This window comes from Candidatus Cloacimonadota bacterium (genome assembly GCA_016932035.1).
In the GTDB taxonomy this organism is placed as follows: domain Bacteria; phylum Cloacimonadota; class Cloacimonadia; order JGIOTU-2; family JGIOTU-2; genus Celaenobacter.
This window is the reverse complement of record JAFGDR010000031.1, coordinates 98,166-114,474: the sequence shown is the minus strand read 5'-3', so window position 1 is coordinate 114,474 and position 16,309 is coordinate 98,166. Positions and strand designations below refer to the sequence as shown.

The 16,309-nt window shown below is 40.2% G+C and carries 14 protein-coding genes and 1 pseudogene; 3 read left to right on the top strand and 12 right to left on the bottom strand.

The window, feature by feature from the left end:
• Nucleotides 1-10: 10 nt before the first annotated feature.
• The 3 genes from JW794_05445 (at nt 11) to JW794_05435 (ending at nt 3,873) form a co-directional block, all read left to right on the top strand.
• Complete coding sequence (locus JW794_05445) at nt 11-1,342, top strand: T9SS type A sorting domain-containing protein (protein MBN2017555.1); 1,332 nt, start codon at nt 11-13, stop codon at nt 1,340-1,342.
• Nucleotide 1,343: 1 nt separating this feature from the next.
• The gene (locus tag JW794_05440) at nt 1,344-2,630 is read left to right on the top strand and encodes a bifunctional folylpolyglutamate synthase/dihydrofolate synthase (protein MBN2017554.1); all 1,287 of its coding nucleotides are present in this window, start codon (nt 1,344-1,346) and stop codon (nt 2,628-2,630) included.
• Nucleotides 2,631-2,859: 229 nt separating this feature from the next.
• On the top strand, nt 2,860-3,873 hold the full coding sequence (locus tag JW794_05435; protein MBN2017553.1) for a hypothetical protein: 1,014 nt from the start codon (nt 2,860-2,862) through the stop codon (nt 3,871-3,873).
• A 172-nt stretch (nt 3,874-4,045) separates the two neighbouring features.
• Here the strand turns inward: JW794_05435 and JW794_05430 are convergent, their stop codons facing one another.
• From JW794_05430 to atpG, 12 genes and pseudogenes are all read right to left on the bottom strand, one after another.
• Entirely contained in the window at nt 4,046-5,110 is a 1,065-nt protein-coding gene (locus JW794_05430) for a BamA/TamA family outer membrane protein (GenBank protein ID MBN2017552.1), read from the bottom strand.
• Nucleotides 5,111-5,165: 55 nt separating this feature from the next.
• Complete coding sequence (locus JW794_05425; protein ID MBN2017551.1) at nt 5,166-5,861, bottom strand: leucine-rich repeat domain-containing protein; 696 nt, start codon at nt 5,859-5,861, stop codon at nt 5,166-5,168.
• A gap of 8 nt (nt 5,862-5,869) precedes the next feature.
• Entirely contained in the window at nt 5,870-7,222 is a 1,353-nt protein-coding gene (locus JW794_05420; GenBank protein ID MBN2017550.1) for an amino acid permease, read from the bottom strand.
• A 15-nt stretch (nt 7,223-7,237) separates the two neighbouring features.
• The gene (locus JW794_05415; GenBank protein ID MBN2017549.1) at nt 7,238-8,035 is read right to left on the bottom strand and encodes a DUF3147 family protein; all 798 of its coding nucleotides are present in this window, start codon (nt 8,033-8,035) and stop codon (nt 7,238-7,240) included.
• Nucleotides 8,036-8,060: 25 nt separating this feature from the next.
• Nucleotides 8,061-9,716, bottom strand: coding sequence for an AMP-binding protein (locus JW794_05410; protein MBN2017548.1), 1,656 nt, complete (start codon nt 9,714-9,716; stop codon nt 8,061-8,063).
• A 31-nt stretch (nt 9,717-9,747) separates the two neighbouring features.
• On the bottom strand, nt 9,748-11,232 hold the full coding sequence (locus JW794_05405) for a GNAT family N-acetyltransferase (protein ID MBN2017547.1): 1,485 nt from the start codon (nt 11,230-11,232) through the stop codon (nt 9,748-9,750).
• A 118-nt stretch (nt 11,233-11,350) separates the two neighbouring features.
• On the bottom strand, nt 11,351-11,527 hold the full coding sequence (locus JW794_05400; GenBank protein ID MBN2017546.1) for a hypothetical protein: 177 nt from the start codon (nt 11,525-11,527) through the stop codon (nt 11,351-11,353).
• Nucleotides 11,528-11,533: 6 nt separating this feature from the next.
• Nucleotides 11,534-11,740, bottom strand: coding sequence for a hypothetical protein (locus JW794_05395; protein MBN2017545.1), 207 nt, complete (start codon nt 11,738-11,740; stop codon nt 11,534-11,536).
• A 393-nt stretch (nt 11,741-12,133) separates the two neighbouring features.
• A pseudogene (locus tag JW794_05390) lies at nt 12,134-13,345 on the bottom strand (LysM peptidoglycan-binding domain-containing protein).
• A gap of 153 nt (nt 13,346-13,498) precedes the next feature.
• Nucleotides 13,499-13,918, bottom strand: a complete 420-nt coding sequence (locus JW794_05385) for a F0F1 ATP synthase subunit epsilon (protein ID MBN2017544.1) — start codon at nt 13,916-13,918, stop codon at nt 13,499-13,501.
• On the bottom strand, nt 13,918-15,417 hold the full coding sequence (gene atpD / locus JW794_05380) for a F0F1 ATP synthase subunit beta (GenBank protein ID MBN2017543.1): 1,500 nt from the start codon (nt 15,415-15,417) through the stop codon (nt 13,918-13,920). The genes JW794_05385 and atpD overlap by 1 nt, the downstream gene beginning before the upstream one ends.
• A 19-nt stretch (nt 15,418-15,436) precedes the next feature.
• On the bottom strand, nt 15,437-16,303 hold the full coding sequence (gene atpG, locus JW794_05375; GenBank protein ID MBN2017542.1) for an ATP synthase F1 subunit gamma: 867 nt from the start codon (nt 16,301-16,303) through the stop codon (nt 15,437-15,439).
• Nucleotides 16,304-16,309 lie beyond the last annotated feature (6 nt).

Sequence of the window (16,309 nt, the reverse complement as noted above, 5' to 3'; positions counted from 1 at the left end):
AAAGGTTCCTATGAAAAATTTCCTATTATTCTTTGTATTCTGCCTCCTCTTCACCCGGCTTAGTGCACATGACGTTTTTATTGTAAACAGCAATGATGAAACCCTCTCCCGATACGATACTGAAACAGAAGTACTCGAAAATCACATTCTCCAGCTCGGTCAGTATGCCAACCAGATCGTTGTTCAAGAAGACAGATCATATGTCGTTAACTCGGGTATTCATCACATTCAAATAATCGATCTTGAAACAGTTTCCACAACCGGCTATATCAACTGTCCGAACGGTTCGAATCCTTACTGGATGGAGTTGCATCCAGATGGGCAAAAAGCTTATGTAACAGGTCTTTTTACCAATAGCGTTTATGTTCTCGATCTTGTGAATAATATTGTTTCAAATACTATTTCTGTTGGCTCAGTGCCTGAGGGTATGATCCTTTTCAATGAAAATTTATATGTCATGAATTCATCTTATGGCTCAAGTACTGGAACTGTTTCAGTTATAGATATCAATTCTGAAATCGTAACGAACACGATCCCTGTTGGTAATAATCCTCAGTTTGGAGCAGTGGATGCACTCGGTCGTTTACATGTTGTATGTACAGGTAATTACGGCTACACAAGCCCTGCTGTTTGGGGTAAAATTTATGTAATAAACACGAACAATTATTATGACATAACTGTCCTTGATATTGGAGGTTCGCCAACCAAGATCGCTATACATCCAAATGGTACCGCTTATCTTGCCGATGGCTTCGGGCTTGGGTATATGGCATACAATTCTCTTGATCTGTCCATCATACATTCATCATCAGAACTCTGGGCAAGTGGCGGAAGTTTTATAAAAATTGATGAAGACGGCACATTATATCTCGGTGACTCAATGGATTGGATCAATAATGGACGATTGTATATCTATTCAGAATCTGAAGAGCTTCTTAATACACTCACTGTCGGTGTTAATCCCCAAGATGCTGGATTCTACTATCCGGGTGTTGGTGTAGATGTGCCACCGCAAGAAGAAATAACTGCATGCAATTATCCGAATCCCTTCTCGAACTCGACAAAATTATCGTTTTCTTTAACCACTAATTCACACGAATTATCTTCAATAGAAATTTACAATATTAAAGGACAAATGATAGAGCAATTAGGAATTAGTCCGTCAGCTGGCGGATCGGATTTAGAAATTTCTTATAACTCTTCATCACATTCATACTTTTGCCAAGTGACTTGGAACGGCGAAGACAATCATGGTAAAAAAGTTCCCAATGGTGTTTATCTTTACAAAATAATCGCTAATGGAGTAGAAACTGCATTTCATAAAATGATTTTATTGAGATGAGATGAACTATACAGAATTTTTAGAAGAGATATTCGCAAAGACTGCTACCGATCGTAAGATAGAGCTTACGAGGATCAGGAAATTTCTTGATGCCATCGATAATCCTGAAAAAAAATTACAGTGTATTCATGTTGCCGGAACGAACGGCAAAGGTTCTACGTGCGCTGCAATCGAGTCGATCCTGCACGCCCACGATTTCTCGGTCGGGCTGAACACCTCTCCCCATCTTGTTGATTACAAAGAACGGTTCAGAATCAACAAACAGGAAGTCGAACCCGAAGAACTTCTCAATCTCTACTTTACAAGAAAAGCAGCACATGATACATTCGATACGACCTATTTTGAGATTTCAACTGCGATTGCGTTTGAACTTTTTTTTAATAAAGGAGTTGATTTCTCCATCATGGAAGTTGGTCTCGGCGGTCGACTCGATGCCAGCGTACTGCTGAATGCTGTTATCACGGTCATTACGAATATCGAATATGATCATACTAAATCCTTGGGTAAGACCCTGCCAAAAATAGCTGGTGAGAAAGCAGGCATTCTTAAAAAGGGCATTCCACTTGTTCTTGGCACAACACGTCCTTCAGCAAGAAAAGTAATACTCAGAAAAGCAAATGAACTCTCCTGCCCGGTCGTCGAATACGATAAGGTCGTTACCCTTTCCAACGAGCGATACGATGAAGACGGAGTTTATTATGAAATCTCAATTACGGCTTATGATGTTAACTTCAAAGGAATTCACTGCAACCTTGCCGGGAAACACCAGGTTGGGAATACTGCGCTTGGAGTTCTTGTGTGTGCGGTGCTAGCGAAATATTATGGATTTGTACTTGATGAAGAAAAAACCAAACATGCGCTTGCTTCTGTTGTGTGGAACGGACGCCTGCAAAAAGTAGGGAATAATCCAACAATAATTCTTGATGGTGCACACAATCCTGCAGGCATGAAGCAGCTTGTGCATAATCTCAAAACAATCTATTCCTATGATCGGCTTATTGCGGTGATCGGAATTCTCTATGATAAGAATATTCATAAGATGATCCAAACACTTGCCGAAGTAGCCGATGTCTTTGTGATAAGCAAATCACAATCTCACCGTGCAGCTCCTGTCGAAATACTGGAAAAAGAAGTAAAACGAACTGGAAAAGACTATCATGCCAGGCCGGATAGCATTTCCGCGTTTGAACACGCAAAAGCAATCGCACATAAAAATGATCTCATCTGCGTGTGCGGCTCGTTATATACAATTGGTGAAGTGCTGGGGTATTGTGAAAACAATAAATAGGAAAATACTGACTGATGACATTGAGTTCATTTGGACTAAATTGACTTCGTCAATGTTAAATCGGCATAGTCGATTTACTCCATAAATAGACAACGAATAACACACCCCGATACCGATTGCATCGGGACCACCCCTCTTGATAGAGGGGAATAATTTTCTTTACAAATATTTCATCATGTTTTCTTTTCAACCCGAGGTAACCATGAAACGAAAAGAAGACAAAGGTTGTATGAATGTATGGGGTAATATTTTGATTGCTATTTTAACAATTCTTATGATAATGAGTTGTGACATATTTCACGAGGACTGGGTAATCGAGTATGCATACCTCTGTACAATTGATACAACCGGGCAAAACTTCCAATATCTTATGAAAGCTGAGGATTTCAGTCTATATGTGGTTCCACCAGATAATAGTAAAATTCTTATTTTCAAATCAGATGCCCTTTACTCTGCTGATCTCGATGGCTCAAACTATCATCTGTATTCACAATGCCCGGATTCCATCAAATTTGGCATTAACCTTTCATGGGCTGAAACTCCAGAAGGGTTTAGGATAATTTGGTGTTATGCTGATGATATATTTGCGTATGATTATAATAATGATGAGTTCACGCAAGTTACTGATACACCTGATATTGAGGAAAGATATTGTTGCTTTTCAAATGATGGAATTCATATAACCTATTGCTCATGGATTCGTCCAGATACTGTGCACGTTAATCCATGGATTGATTCATCTATAAATATGATGTCTTATGATTATTCAGTTAAAACGTGTATAATTGAAGAACAGGCTAATGATATGTACTATGCAATTCCAATATTATCAAATAATAAAATATTATACTATGTATCGGGCTCGGATTCAATTAGAGGTATATATTCAATAAATCTTGATGGATTAAATAATACAAATTTATATAATGACATAATAACAATACTTCAGAAGTTTATAGCGATAGAAGAAGAAAATAGTATAATATTCACTGATAGCTATAACCTATACAAATTGAATTATGAAAATGGAGATCTGATGGAACTTGCTCCCGGAGAGAAACCGAGATTGTCGGGCAATAAAACTCATATTGCTTACTATTACGGATTACTTGAAATTATGGATACGGGCGGAAGTGATCACAGAGTATTGAAAGACGGATACATGACAACAATTTATCAACCACCAGTATTTTATCAGAATGATAGTAAACTACTATTTTTGATATTAAGAAAAATGAATTAAAAAATTAAGCCGAGTTCAGAACATTACTATCTGAATTCGGTTCAATATATAGTGCTATTTTAATCCAGATCCTTTGCCTGGTTCTCCTTTAAGTTGGGATCGAGTATTCTCTTGAAATCCTTGCCTGTAATGCTTTTATATACGAACTCAATTAGAAATGAAAATATTTTTCTTAAAAAGTCTCCCCGCCACTGATATCTACAGCACTATTTGCGTTGCACCTTCCATAATCAAACCGCAGGTTAAAACGATCATCAGTAAAAATGCTGATCCTGATCCCAGCTCCCACACTGCATCGAAAATCAGCTATATTCACATCCTTTACACTTTGCATTCCCTGCCCTGTGTCGAAGAACAGAGCAAACCCGATTCGTTTACCTATCTTTCCTTTAAACGGGAAAAAGCGGTATTCTGCGCGAAAAGCTATGCCGTTTTTATTTAAGAAAAGCTCATCTTTATATGCGCGCACATATTCTCCCAGTTTGAAAAGACGATAAAACGGTGATTGCCCAGACCGGAACGAGACATACTGCTGAAAAGCGAATACATGGTTTTGGTTGATGCTGATAAATTCACGCAGATCGAGTGTTACTTTTTCATAATCGTAATAACTTCCCAGCCACGAGCAGTAGGATTCGATCTTAACATTCGCATATAATCCTTTGCTGGTGAAATCTTCGCTGTCCCTGCTGTCATAGCTTATGCCTGCCCCGATCCCGGAAAGTAAATAACTCTCATTTCCCGGAACATTTTTCATAATTGCAGCATTTTCCCTTTGGGTGATGACACTATGAACTTGATCGGAATAGAAATGCAAAGCCCACCTGCTCCTGAGATTATATTCCCAGTCCAGCTGAAACTCGAAAATTTCAGGTGTGAATTCATACATTTCAGCTTGCGGGTCTGTATTATTTACTCCATAGAATTCGCTGGGCCATTTCATGAATGTTGCATCAAGATTGATCTCTGACTTTGAAATAGGGAAATTGAATTTTGGGAAAAATCTGAGTTTGAGCTGATTTTTCTCTGTATACATTGCCATGAAATCCAAATGATTTTTCAGGTCAGGAAATTTATTGAGACCATAACGATAATAGGTTATCAATCCGCCCCAGAAACCGGTTTCCTGAGAATATGCAAATTGCGGGAATATAGCAAATTCCGAATTCTTTTCTTCTTCACCCTGTAAAGAAAGAGACATCATGAAAATAATAAAGACTAAACAAACCTTATTCACATTACTTCTCCAGTTTTAAGACGATTGAGCACATCGCAAAAATCTGCCAAGAATTTTATTCCCTTTCAAGCGGCTCGAAAATTGCTTTATATCCCATTCCAAGATGGTAAATTTCTGTATCAGCAGGATACTCTGCTCCATCAGAATCTTGCCAATATAGAAACCTATATCCATCCTTTTTAGGTAAAGGTAAAATTAGATAGTCTATGTCATTCCACGAAAATGCATTCTCACCAATTTCTATTACAGAATCAGGAATAATCACGCTTTCAAGTAAATTATCACAAAAAGCTTCTTTTCCTATTACTTTCACGGACTGCGGAATATTAACGCTGTCGAGACAATTATAATCAAAAGCTCCATCACTTATTACCGTTACTGAGTTTGGAATGAACACGCTGGATAAAGAGTTATTATAAAAGGCTTCCTCACCAATCGTTTTTACTGAGCTTGGAATGGTCACACTATATAGGTTATTATCAGTAAAAGCTGTATCGCCAATTGCTGTCACAGGAAAGCCGTCAATTGAATCCGGAATTATAAGTTCCTTTACTTCACCTAAGTAATCTGTTATTGTTAGATCGTTGTTTATAAATGTGTATTCAAAATCACCACTTGTTTTAATCTCTTGTCCACTGAGATTAGCATGTAAAAAAATAACTACAGCAAAGGGTAGAATAACCCATAAAGCCTTTCTACGCTTCTTACAATTTATTAATTTCAATAAGAGATTCTCCTTTCTTGATTTCATATTAGAACCTAATCCAGATTCTTCGTCTGATTCTCCTTAAGATTAGGGTCAAGCACTGTTTTGATACTCTTACCTGTAATACTTTTATATACAAACTCGATCAGGAATGACAAGCCAAGCATGATGACCAGCACCCAGATATTGGACGGCATGGTTATTGCTGTTTGCCACACTAGGGCAAAGAGCGCAATAAAGCACACAATTGCTCCAATAAGCGAGATGAACTTCTTGCTGTTAGTACTTTTTGCCAGCATTACATTTGAGATATTCACAAACGCAAAGATCAAAAGGAATCCTGCACTTCCCATCGTAGATATGCTCGAAAGGTCGAAGAAGTTTGCAACCAGCAGTGTGACTCCGGCAGTAATAAACAGTCCTTCCATGTTCTGCTTTCCCCATACTTTCTTTTCAAGTACGTTGGGAAGCTCTCCATCTTTTGCAATTATATAACTCACACGGGATGAGCCATAGAGTGTTGCATTCACGGCAGAGGCAGTAGCAAGCAGTGCAGCAATCGTGATGAGAACAAAACCAAATTGTCCGAGGAATGGTTTTGCAACTTCAGCAAGAATGTAATCTCTATATTTTGCAACTTCAGCAAGGTTCGTGATATTCCCCACTGTGATCATTCCAATAACAATGTAGAGTATAATAACAAAAATAACTGCGGTAAAATAGGCACGCGGAATTGTTTTTGCCCTGTGCTTGACCTGGTTCGCAGTGTTTGCGATGAGCTCAAAACCTTCATACGCCACAAAGATGATCATGCCGCCAGCAATGAGCGGTATAGTGCTGACCCATTGTGAAGGCATAAAATTTGCCGCTTTGATCGTTGAGAAACCCATGACCGTAAAAAACAGGAGTATGACTATTTTTATACCTACGATCCATGTCTCGGCACGTCCTACTGCTTTTGATCCGATCACATTAAGAAACATGAAAATCACAATCACGCCGGAGATACACACATGCTTCATCAGTGTCTGGATCGCTTCCGGGAAAAAGGTGCTGGCATAGCTTCCAAAAGCATAGGAATACAATGAAAGCATAACCACATAACTAATCCACAAAAGCACATTCATACCGCCGGTAAAAAATCCCGGCTTGAATGCCTGGTTGATGAACTCTACAGTTCCGCCTTCGCTGGGATAGGTCACAGATAGTTTTGAATATGAATAGGTCGTGACAAGTGCAACGAGTCCGGCGAGTCCGAATGCAACCGGCGTTCCGCCATGTGCAAGTTGAACTGCCAGACCAAGTACTGCAAATATTCCTCCTCCAACCATACCTCCCACACCGATTGCTACAATAGCCCAGAAACCAAGATAAGAACCATTACTGTTTTTTGCTTTATTTTCCATGATACTCCTTACACATTAGATCATTTTTCTTTTTACAAATTGATACACAAAAAAAGAACCTATCATAGATATTATAAATGAGACCAGCGTTCCCCAAAGTAAACCAAGACTTCCATAAAGATAACGAACTGCAACAGCATAGGTCACGACATTCACTGGTCCACTCACTGTCAGTATTTTAAGAACGGCGATCGAAAAACTTGCTCCGTGTGCAAAATACGTAATGATCAAAGTTGAGAGCATTACCGCAGGGAAAACAGAGAACATGCCCCCGATAAGCGGTCCTGCAATTTTTGCCATAAGAACTGCAAAAGCTATGATCGAGCCGCTAAGAATTCCTCGTATCAGGAGTAAATGCAGTGAGTATTTAGTAAATTTTTTTGGTTCGGAAGGAAAAGAATTCCACTTTTCCATAATGTGATAAGAGAGAATGACCAACACAAGAAAACCGATCATGGAAATCAAGAAGCTGTCGAATTTCAGTGTCGCAAGAATGGCTGACGTAACTCCCCAAAAAAGGAGTGCACCGCCAAGTGCAATAAAGAAACCTCTTTTTCTGAGAAGTGCATACACGACTACGAAAAATGCATTAACTCCCATCACTAAGGGAATAACCGTTGTCGCTTGATATGCAACGTTTGGAGATTGTGTCCAACCGATAAAGAAAAGAGAAATGATGATCGTACTCGGCAGTCCTGCAATGACACCCCCTAGTTTTGATCCGAGTTTTTCTGCAATGATCGTTGAGATCGTTATCCAGACTCCCCCAAGAAAAAAACTCAGGAGAAGCTTAAGCAGAAAAGCATGATCCATATAGTACTACTATTGGATTTATTTCTTACTGTATCGAATAGAGGAAACGCTTGATCTTTTTGGTGGGTGTCTTCTCGAATTCTTCGGGATATAACTCGAACTTTGAGATAAAACTGTATGACGGCAGTATTTGATTGATGTCCTTCCTGTTCTGCTCCATGATATCTTCTATTTGAGTTTCTGACATCTTCTCTGCATCGATCTTTTCAAAATCAGCATATACAAGTGCAACGAGTTTTCCGTTCTTGTCGATAACCAGTGATTCCTGAATATAGGGCATATTATTGATCTTAGCTTCCAGCTCTTCGGGATAGATATTCTGCCCGGATGAACTCAAGATCATGCTTTTTCTTCTACCTTTAATGAAGATAAAACCATCTTCATCGATGAGTCCAAGATCGCCTGTATGGAGCCAGCCATCGCTGTCTATCGCTGCATTTGTAGCTTCTTCATTTTTATAATATCCGTCCATGACCACTTCACCTCGAACCATTATCTCACCAACGATATTCTGCTGATCTTCGGAATCGATCTTTGCTTCGAGGAAATTTATAGTCTGCCCGCAAGAAGCAGCTTTATGCTTATCCCAACTCGCGTAACTGATAAGCGGTCCGCATTCTGTCATGCCATACCCGATCGTAATCGGGAATTTGATACTCTGGAAGAATGCTTCAGCTTCTTCATTCAAAGCAGCGCCGCCAACTACAAGTTCGTAGAAATTTCCGCCGAATGCTGCAACAAGTTTTTGCTTGATCTTGTTTTTTATAACCGATTTCAGGCCGGGTAAAGCCATAATTACTTTCATACTTCCTTTATCCAGAACGGGCTTGACCTGTTTTCGGTAAATCTTCTCAATGATAAGCGGAACTGAAAGAATAAGATGGGGTTGGACCTGTGAGAATGCCTTTAATATTATTTTCGGTGACGGAAGTTTTGTGAGAAAAGTAATGTGGCATCCGAGCGTAAAGGGAAAGAGAAATTCAAACGCACATCCATAGGCATGAGCAAGGGGAAGGAAGGATAATATTCTTTCACCTGCTTTTAGCGGCATATGCTCGTGTGCATAGACAATATTTCCGATCAAGCTGTTATGTGAAAGCATCACACCTTTTGAAAAACCTGTGGTGCCGGATGTATAGACGATTGCTGCGAGTTTGTCATTCTTTATTTTTTTAAAGGTGAATGAGCTCGTGGTTAGATCGAGGGATAAATCCTTGTCCCATTCTGATGATGCTTTTTTTATTGCTTCTTTGATTGATTTACTCTTTTTGTAGAGTAGGGAGAAATCCTTTAGATCGAATATTGCATTGATCTTGGGGATGTTGTTTTCATCGATGTTTTCAAAAAGACCATCTCCAATAAAAAGTAACTCAGAATCAGAGTGATTGAGGATGTGATGAATATCATCAGCCTTAAAATCAGGAAGAATGGGCACAATAACTGCGCCGTATGAAACCGCAGCAAGGTAGGTGATCGCCCAGTTCGTTGAGTTCTTTCCTAGCACAGCGATCTTTGCACCTGATTTTACTTCCAGTGCTTTAAAAATATGATGAAGTTTCAGTATCTCCTTCGCTACCTGACCAAAGTTCAGCGTGTCTCCACCATAATTTGTGAACGCCTGCAGATTCCAGTTCTCTTTTATTCCTTTCTCAATATAATCGATAAGGTTCTCTTTTAGCATAGTAACTCCTTCTTACGTTTTAACGAAAAAATTATACTGACAATTCCCGCTCGTGGGCTCTGACCACATAGTCGAACAGCTCTTTCCCAAAATCAGAGACAACCGTTACTTTTTCGAAGTCGATATCCACATTGTTGAGATATTGCAATCTGAGGACATCGCCGTCAAACATTTCGGGAATAATTCCTGCGAAGAAGAATCCCTTCATCTCAAGGGGAGCACATATCTTCTGGGTCATGGGATGGCTCAGCGACAGATCGATATAAATACAGTCAATCTTCTGAAGGCAGATCTCGCGTAATCTGAATAGGATAAGCTCAACAATATCCTCACCATATTGAGACACTCGCATAAATGCTCGCCCGGGTTCCGGGAATACCTTCAGATCAACCTGGGATTTTTCCACAATTGTACCTTTTATATCTTTTGCTGTAGCACGTTCGGATCTTCTTTTCAATCCCCCGACTTCATAAATTCTTTGAATCATTGCTTTATGGTGAAAGGGCGGATAAATGGACTTTTCTTCATCTTTCAACGGAAGGTAGAAAAGCACGGTTGTTTGACGTTTCGTCCGTTGCTGTTTTTCAATTTTCTTAAAGAACATTGTGGAGGGCGTAAAACCGATAAGAAATCCAGTTTCGTGTGCTCCTAGAGAGATATTCCCTTTTTGCGTGTATGGATGTACTGCAACTGCTTCGCTGTAAATTCCGGACATGCCTTTCTGCTTGGCATAATCTATCAAGAATAGTTTGGTTTTTTTGAAGATACCATGTCCACGATACCGGGGATCCACAACAGCCATGCCGGTTTCTCCAACCTTTGCATCGGGGATATCCAGCATCATGGCAAGATGCCCGACAAGTTCTCCTTCAGGACTTATCACCACGCATGAATGAAGGAGCTTCCCTTTTATGAGCTCCTGAACTTTCTCAGGATAATAGACAAAGTCATTTCCATATGAATAACCATATGACCGATACATGCATCGTGCCATCTGCACAGCGTCTTTCTCAGTCATCAGGCGATAGGTAAGTTCAACATCCTGCATTTCTGCCGGCTCTTCAACTACCGGTTCTTTTTCCTGATCGATCTCAGCGATACTTTTATACGGTAAGTTCTTTATAAATACTACTTCTTTTCCATCTCTGCCGAGGTTCACGAAATGTACTTCGTCAGCTAATGCCTTCATAAGAACCATGCCGAGTCCAGAGCTTTCACCTGGATGTACCTTGCTAAAGTCGAAGGGAAGCCCCCTGTCTCTGATCGTTATTTTGAGCTGCCCGGGCTGTCGCATGATAACAATATCGAATGATCCGACCTCATCTTCATCAAATGCATGTTCGATAACATTCATGCTTGCTTCTTCCACAATAAGCTGCAGTTTGTGCGCTTCGGACTTCTCCAAACCAACCACAACGGTAATGTCTTCGATAAAGTTCATAGCAAGGGGGAGATATTTTTTGTCTGCAATGAGGGTTAATGTTGCCAGCTGAGTTTCATGAGACTGCTCTTCCATGGTCTCCTTAATGAATATTAATGGTCTGAATTATCGCTGAAAAGTATATTCGTTCGTCAAGAAAATTTGATAATTATAATAATCAGATTTATCTCATAAATGAATTTACTTGTTAATCCTATTTCTTTTTCTTCCTGTTCCTTTGCAAACCGATCGCTGTTCCGATCACAGCGCCAATAACTGCAGGACTGGCAAAGGCATCTTGCCAATCTGGTCCAAGCAAAAGCTTGCTGACAATGAACCCCGCGAGAAGACCTGCTGCCATGAAAATCAGAATACTAAAAACGTTCTTCATTATATCTTACATCTTTGTTTGAAGCATTTGCTGCAATTCTTTGGCTGCCTTGAAAAATTCTTTTGGCATCTTGATGCGTAAGTCATCCATTCCAACGAGGATGATCATATCGATGCGTTTTGCCCAAAGCATCTTTAAAAAGTCGTAATAGACGATCTGGCTCGAATAACGTACATATCTACTATTATCATCTGTTGCGAGAGATTCTATCATCGAAGGGGTAACTGCTGTGGTGTCATCGATGATAAAGGAAATAAATGGATCGGTCAGGAAAGGGGTTTCTTTAACGAGTGTGTAGCAAAATGTAACAGGGTCGTTCGGCTGAGGTGCCCTGTGTGTGCGTATTGTGAAATCGATCCCGATGCTCATCTCCTTGATCTTCCATTCTATAGGATGAACAAAGTACTGTGTGGCATTTTCGGATAGAGGAAAGACATCGATATATTTTCCATTTGATGTTCGGTTCTGGTAACCATGCTGAGTAGCACATGAAAGAAGTGCTACCAGGATAATTATCGGGCAAAGTAACATCAAGATTGGTTTGTGTGCTAATTTCATGATATGAATGAAAATTTTTATCTGTTACAGGTCAAGATAAATGAATGTTCACTTCCTAAATTCTTCCAGCGCTTCCCACGTTGCATCATAATTCCTTCCGGCATTCCAGAAAAGATAACCTGAACGTAATCCAGAATCTATGACAGCCTGTATCTGCACTGAAATAGTGTATGAATCAACGGTATTATTGTATAGAGAGAAAGATTCCAGATAGGGTATGATCTTTTTGTCGTTCTCAATTTCTTCCTGTAGAACGCTGCACATTCTATAGATGAAATAATATGGTTCTTTACCTGGATATGCTTTGCCCCAGAATTCACCATAGAAATGCGAGGGATAGATCATCGGGTGAATGCGGTCCATATACGGCATAATCTCCCTGATATCCTGTCCTGTGTTTTGAACATCTTCCGGATGCTGGAGTGCAACAATGCCGAAGATATCAGCGCTGAGCGTTACTCCTGCTTCATGAGTTATTTCTGATACATGCCGTATAAAATCTGTAATGACATCGGATTTTGTCAGGGAATCCGGGATCCCGAAATCGGCATCGAGCAGGTGCCCTTCTGTTGGGAAGCGCACATAATCGAGTTGTATCTCATCAACACCAAGAGAAATAACCTCTTTGATAATATCAAGCTTGTATTTTTGGACTTCTTTATTATACGGATTGAGCCAGTGTTCCTCAAATTTTCTATCAGATAAAAGTGTGTCCGTTGAATCAGGAATAATGACCGGTCTCCACTGTGGGTAGCTGTATGCTAAGGTCGTATCTTTGAACATGGTGAGCCGCGCGATGAGTTCAATGTCATGTGTATGGAGAAGGTCTGCAAGTTTCGCAGGATTGCTGATGATAGGTATGGTAAGATGATTTTCTTGTGCAATTCTGTTCTGCGATAGATAGAAAAGTGTACCTGTAACATTTGAAAAATCAACCACCAGCGCATTGCATCTCATAGAATCGTACTGATTAAGGATATGTTTAAGATTCTTCTCGGTAAGCGAATAGGTGTTCAGGTAAATGCCGCACAGCGAATCATGATGCAATACCTCCCCTTTCAGTATCTCGGTTTCCTGTATAGGTATTAAAAGTATCTGACCGATATGGATGATGTTCGAATCCGAAATACCATTCGCGTCTTTTATTTGTTCTACGAATTCATTGAGAAACATTGTTGGCGATTGGTCGATGTAGTGTCTCGCAATTTTAAAAAGATTTTCCCCGTATTTCACTTTATGTTTAAGAAAGGGCGAATCATCTGTTATCTCTGCGCTCGTATCAATTACAATAACACATAAAACAAACAGAAGTAATAATCCTGTTTTCAATACACCTTTCACCTGTTCCGCCTATAAAAAAATAGCTATATATGCATATATAGCTATCGTTTTATTCTCCGTCAAAGAAATCAATTAATGGAATCCTGTGTCATGCAGGCTAATTCGAGCTACAGCTCTTCTCAATGCAGCTTCAGCACGACGAAGATCCGTTTCTTCCTTCTTTTCCTGCAATCTTTTTTCAGCTCTTGCTTTTGCTTTCTCAGCTCGTTTAAGATCGATCTCCTCAGGATGCTCAATGATCTCTGTAAAGATCCTGATTTTATCAACATCAACCATCACGAAACCATTCATAAGAGTATAGATGTCGGGTTTATCATTTTTATATATCTTTAAGATGCCAGGTCGAACGGATGAGATAAAGGGAGTATGTCCTAACTGCACGCCGAAATCTCCTTCGGTGCCAGGTGCAACGATCTCGCTGACATCATCTTCGAAAAAAACACCTTTTGGTGTAATGATCTTTATATGGATCAAAGTTGAATTATCTGCCATTATGAGGATTTCTTAGTTTTCTTTTTTTCTGACTTATCTTTAGATTTCTCTTTTTTTGAATTTTTTTCTTCAGAAATCTCTTCTTCAATAATGTCTTCCGTTTTTCCGGATTTCATCTTCTTGAATCGCTCTTCAACTTCCTCGATCGTGCCTGCCATTAAAAATGCACGTTCAGGTATTTTATCGCATTCGCCCGAAAGGATCTTCTTGAAGCCTGTAATTGTATCTTCCAGTTTTACATATTGACCTTTGTAGTTTGTGAATTCTTCTGCAACGTGGAAGGGCTGAGAAAGGAAGCGCTGAATTCTGCGAGCTCTGTTCACTGCAAGTTTATCTTCTTCTGAAAGCTCTTCCATACCGAGGATTGCTATGATGTCCTGTAATTCGCGGTATTTCTGGAGTACTTTTTGTACTTCTCTGGCAACAGTGTAATGTTCTGTTCCGATAATACGAGGATCGAGAATTCGAGAATTTGAATCGAGTGGATCCACAGCAGGATAAATACCAAGCTCCACGATTTTTCGGGAAAGCACTGTCGTTGCATCGAGATGTGCAAATGCTGTAGCAGGAGCAGGATCTGTCAGGTCGTCAGCTGGCACATAGATCGCCTGAACTGAGGTGATCGAACCATCTTTTGTCGAAGTAATTCTTTCCTGCAATTCACCCATTTCAGTTGCAAGTGTCGGCTGGTATCCAACTGCGGAAGGCATTCTCCCTAGGAGTGCAGAAACTTCTGAACCTGCCTGGGTGAACCTGAATATATTATCAATAAATAAGAGAACATCTTTATGAGCTTCATCTCTGAAATATTCAGCAACAGCAAGTCCGGCAAGCCCGACACGGAGTCGCGCTCCGGGAGGTTCGTTCATCTGACCGAATACCATAGCAGTTTTATCGATCACGCCGGATTCTTTCATCTCAAGCCACAGGTCATTACCTTCACGGGTTCGTTCACCAACTCCAGCGAACACAGAATATCCGCCATGCTCTGTTGCGATATTCCTGATTAATTCCTGGATAAGTACGGTTTTTCCAACACCGGCACCACCAAAAAGTCCGATCTTTCCACCCTTTGAATAAGGACAGAGCAAGTCTATCACCTTGATGCCTGTTTCCAAAATTTCATCTTTGATATCGAGTTGGGTGTAGGTAGGAGTTTCTCTATGGATCGGGTAATATTTTTTTGTTTTTATCTCACCTAAATTATCGATTGGTTCACCGACGATGTTGATAAGACGTCCAAGTGTAGTTTCGCCAACGGGAACAGAGATCGGTTTTCCTGTATTGATAACTTCATCACCACGTTTCAATCCATCTGTGGTATCCATGGCAATTGCACGAACCCTACCTTCTCCAAGATGCTGCTGCACTTCGAGCACGAGAACACTCTTATCTTTACGCTCAACATGGAGTGCCGTATAAATCTCAGGAAGGTCTTCTTCCGAAAATTCGACGTCGACCACCGGACCGATGATCTGTACTATTTTTCCTTTTTTCAAAACTCCTCCTGTGCTTTTTTTATTGTAATCCTTCTGCACCGGAACATACCTCTATAATTTCTGTCGTTATCTTGCTTTGACGCATGTGATGATACTCCAGCGTCAAATCTTTTATCATCTCATCTGCATTGTCTGTTGCAGCATCCATAGCAGCCATTCGCGCTCCCTGTTCTGCTGATGATGACTCAAGGAGGACTCTCCAGATTTGAATATCGAGATGCTCCCTAATGAGATCATCCAGCAATTCCTCTGGGGATGGCTCGAATAGATATGCTGCATATTTATCTTCTTTGACCTCTTCCAGCTCTAGTATTGGAAGAAGCTGCTTGGTTACGATATTCTGCTGAATTGCAGACTTGAATTCATTATATATAATCACGATTTTATCATAGTTCTTTGAAATAAATCTCTCAGTTACGAGATTCATAATATCCATGCTGTTTTCAAATTCCAGCTTATTGAATAGCTCGATGTATGATGCTTCGATCTTAACTTTCAGGCGCTGGAAATAGTCCAATCCCTTTTTCCCGACACAGATTAGATCGATGTTCTTGCTTTTGTGATGTGTAAGATATTCCTCAGCTGTTTTGATGATGTTCATATTGAACGCCCCGCACAATCCCTTATCGGCAGTTACAACGATCAGCCCAATATTCTTAACATCTTCTTCATCGATCTCATGGAGAAGAGGATGAAGCTGACGTCGGTTGCGTGTAGCAAGCGACCGCAGGAAAAGATTGAGTTCGTCGGAATAGGGGCGAGCATTCAGAATAAGCTGCTGTGCTTTCTGTAACTTCGCGGCAGAGACCATCTTCATCGCACTGGTTACCTGCCTAGTGCTTATGACCGATTCTATTCTTTCTTTCAGCTCTTTAAGACTTGCCATGATCTA

What these genes read in the sequence shown, in the direction of transcription:
- JW794_05410 (MBN2017548.1), bottom strand. Translation starts at nt 9,716, where the DNA reads ATGCTAAAAGAGAACCTTATCGATTATATTGAGAAAGGAATAAAAGAG.
- JW794_05415 (MBN2017549.1), bottom strand. Translation starts at nt 8,035, where the DNA reads ATGGATCATGCTTTTCTGCTTAAGCTTCTCCTGAGTTTTTTTCTTGGG.
- JW794_05395 (MBN2017545.1), bottom strand. Translation starts at nt 11,740, where the DNA reads ATGATAGAATCTCTCGCAACAGATGATAATAGTAGATATGTACGTTAT.
- JW794_05435 (MBN2017553.1), top strand. Translation starts at nt 2,860, where the DNA reads ATGAATGTATGGGGTAATATTTTGATTGCTATTTTAACAATTCTTATG.
- JW794_05420 (MBN2017550.1), bottom strand. Translation starts at nt 7,222, where the DNA reads ATGGAAAATAAAGCAAAAAACAGTAATGGTTCTTATCTTGGTTTCTGG.
- JW794_05445 (MBN2017555.1), top strand. Translation starts at nt 11, where the DNA reads ATGAAAAATTTCCTATTATTCTTTGTATTCTGCCTCCTCTTCACCCGG.
- JW794_05400 (MBN2017546.1), bottom strand. Translation starts at nt 11,527, where the DNA reads ATGAAGAACGTTTTTAGTATTCTGATTTTCATGGCAGCAGGTCTTCTC.
- atpG (MBN2017542.1), bottom strand. Translation starts at nt 16,303, where the DNA reads ATGGCAAGTCTTAAAGAGCTGAAAGAAAGAATAGAATCGGTCATAAGC.
- JW794_05385 (MBN2017544.1), bottom strand. Translation starts at nt 13,918, where the DNA reads ATGGCAGATAATTCAACTTTGATCCATATAAAGATCATTACACCAAAA.
- JW794_05440 (MBN2017554.1), top strand. Translation starts at nt 1,344, where the DNA reads ATGAACTATACAGAATTTTTAGAAGAGATATTCGCAAAGACTGCTACC.
- JW794_05425 (MBN2017551.1), bottom strand. Translation starts at nt 5,861, where the DNA reads ATGAAATCAAGAAAGGAGAATCTCTTATTGAAATTAATAAATTGTAAG.
- JW794_05405 (MBN2017547.1), bottom strand. Translation starts at nt 11,232, where the DNA reads ATGGAAGAGCAGTCTCATGAAACTCAGCTGGCAACATTAACCCTCATT.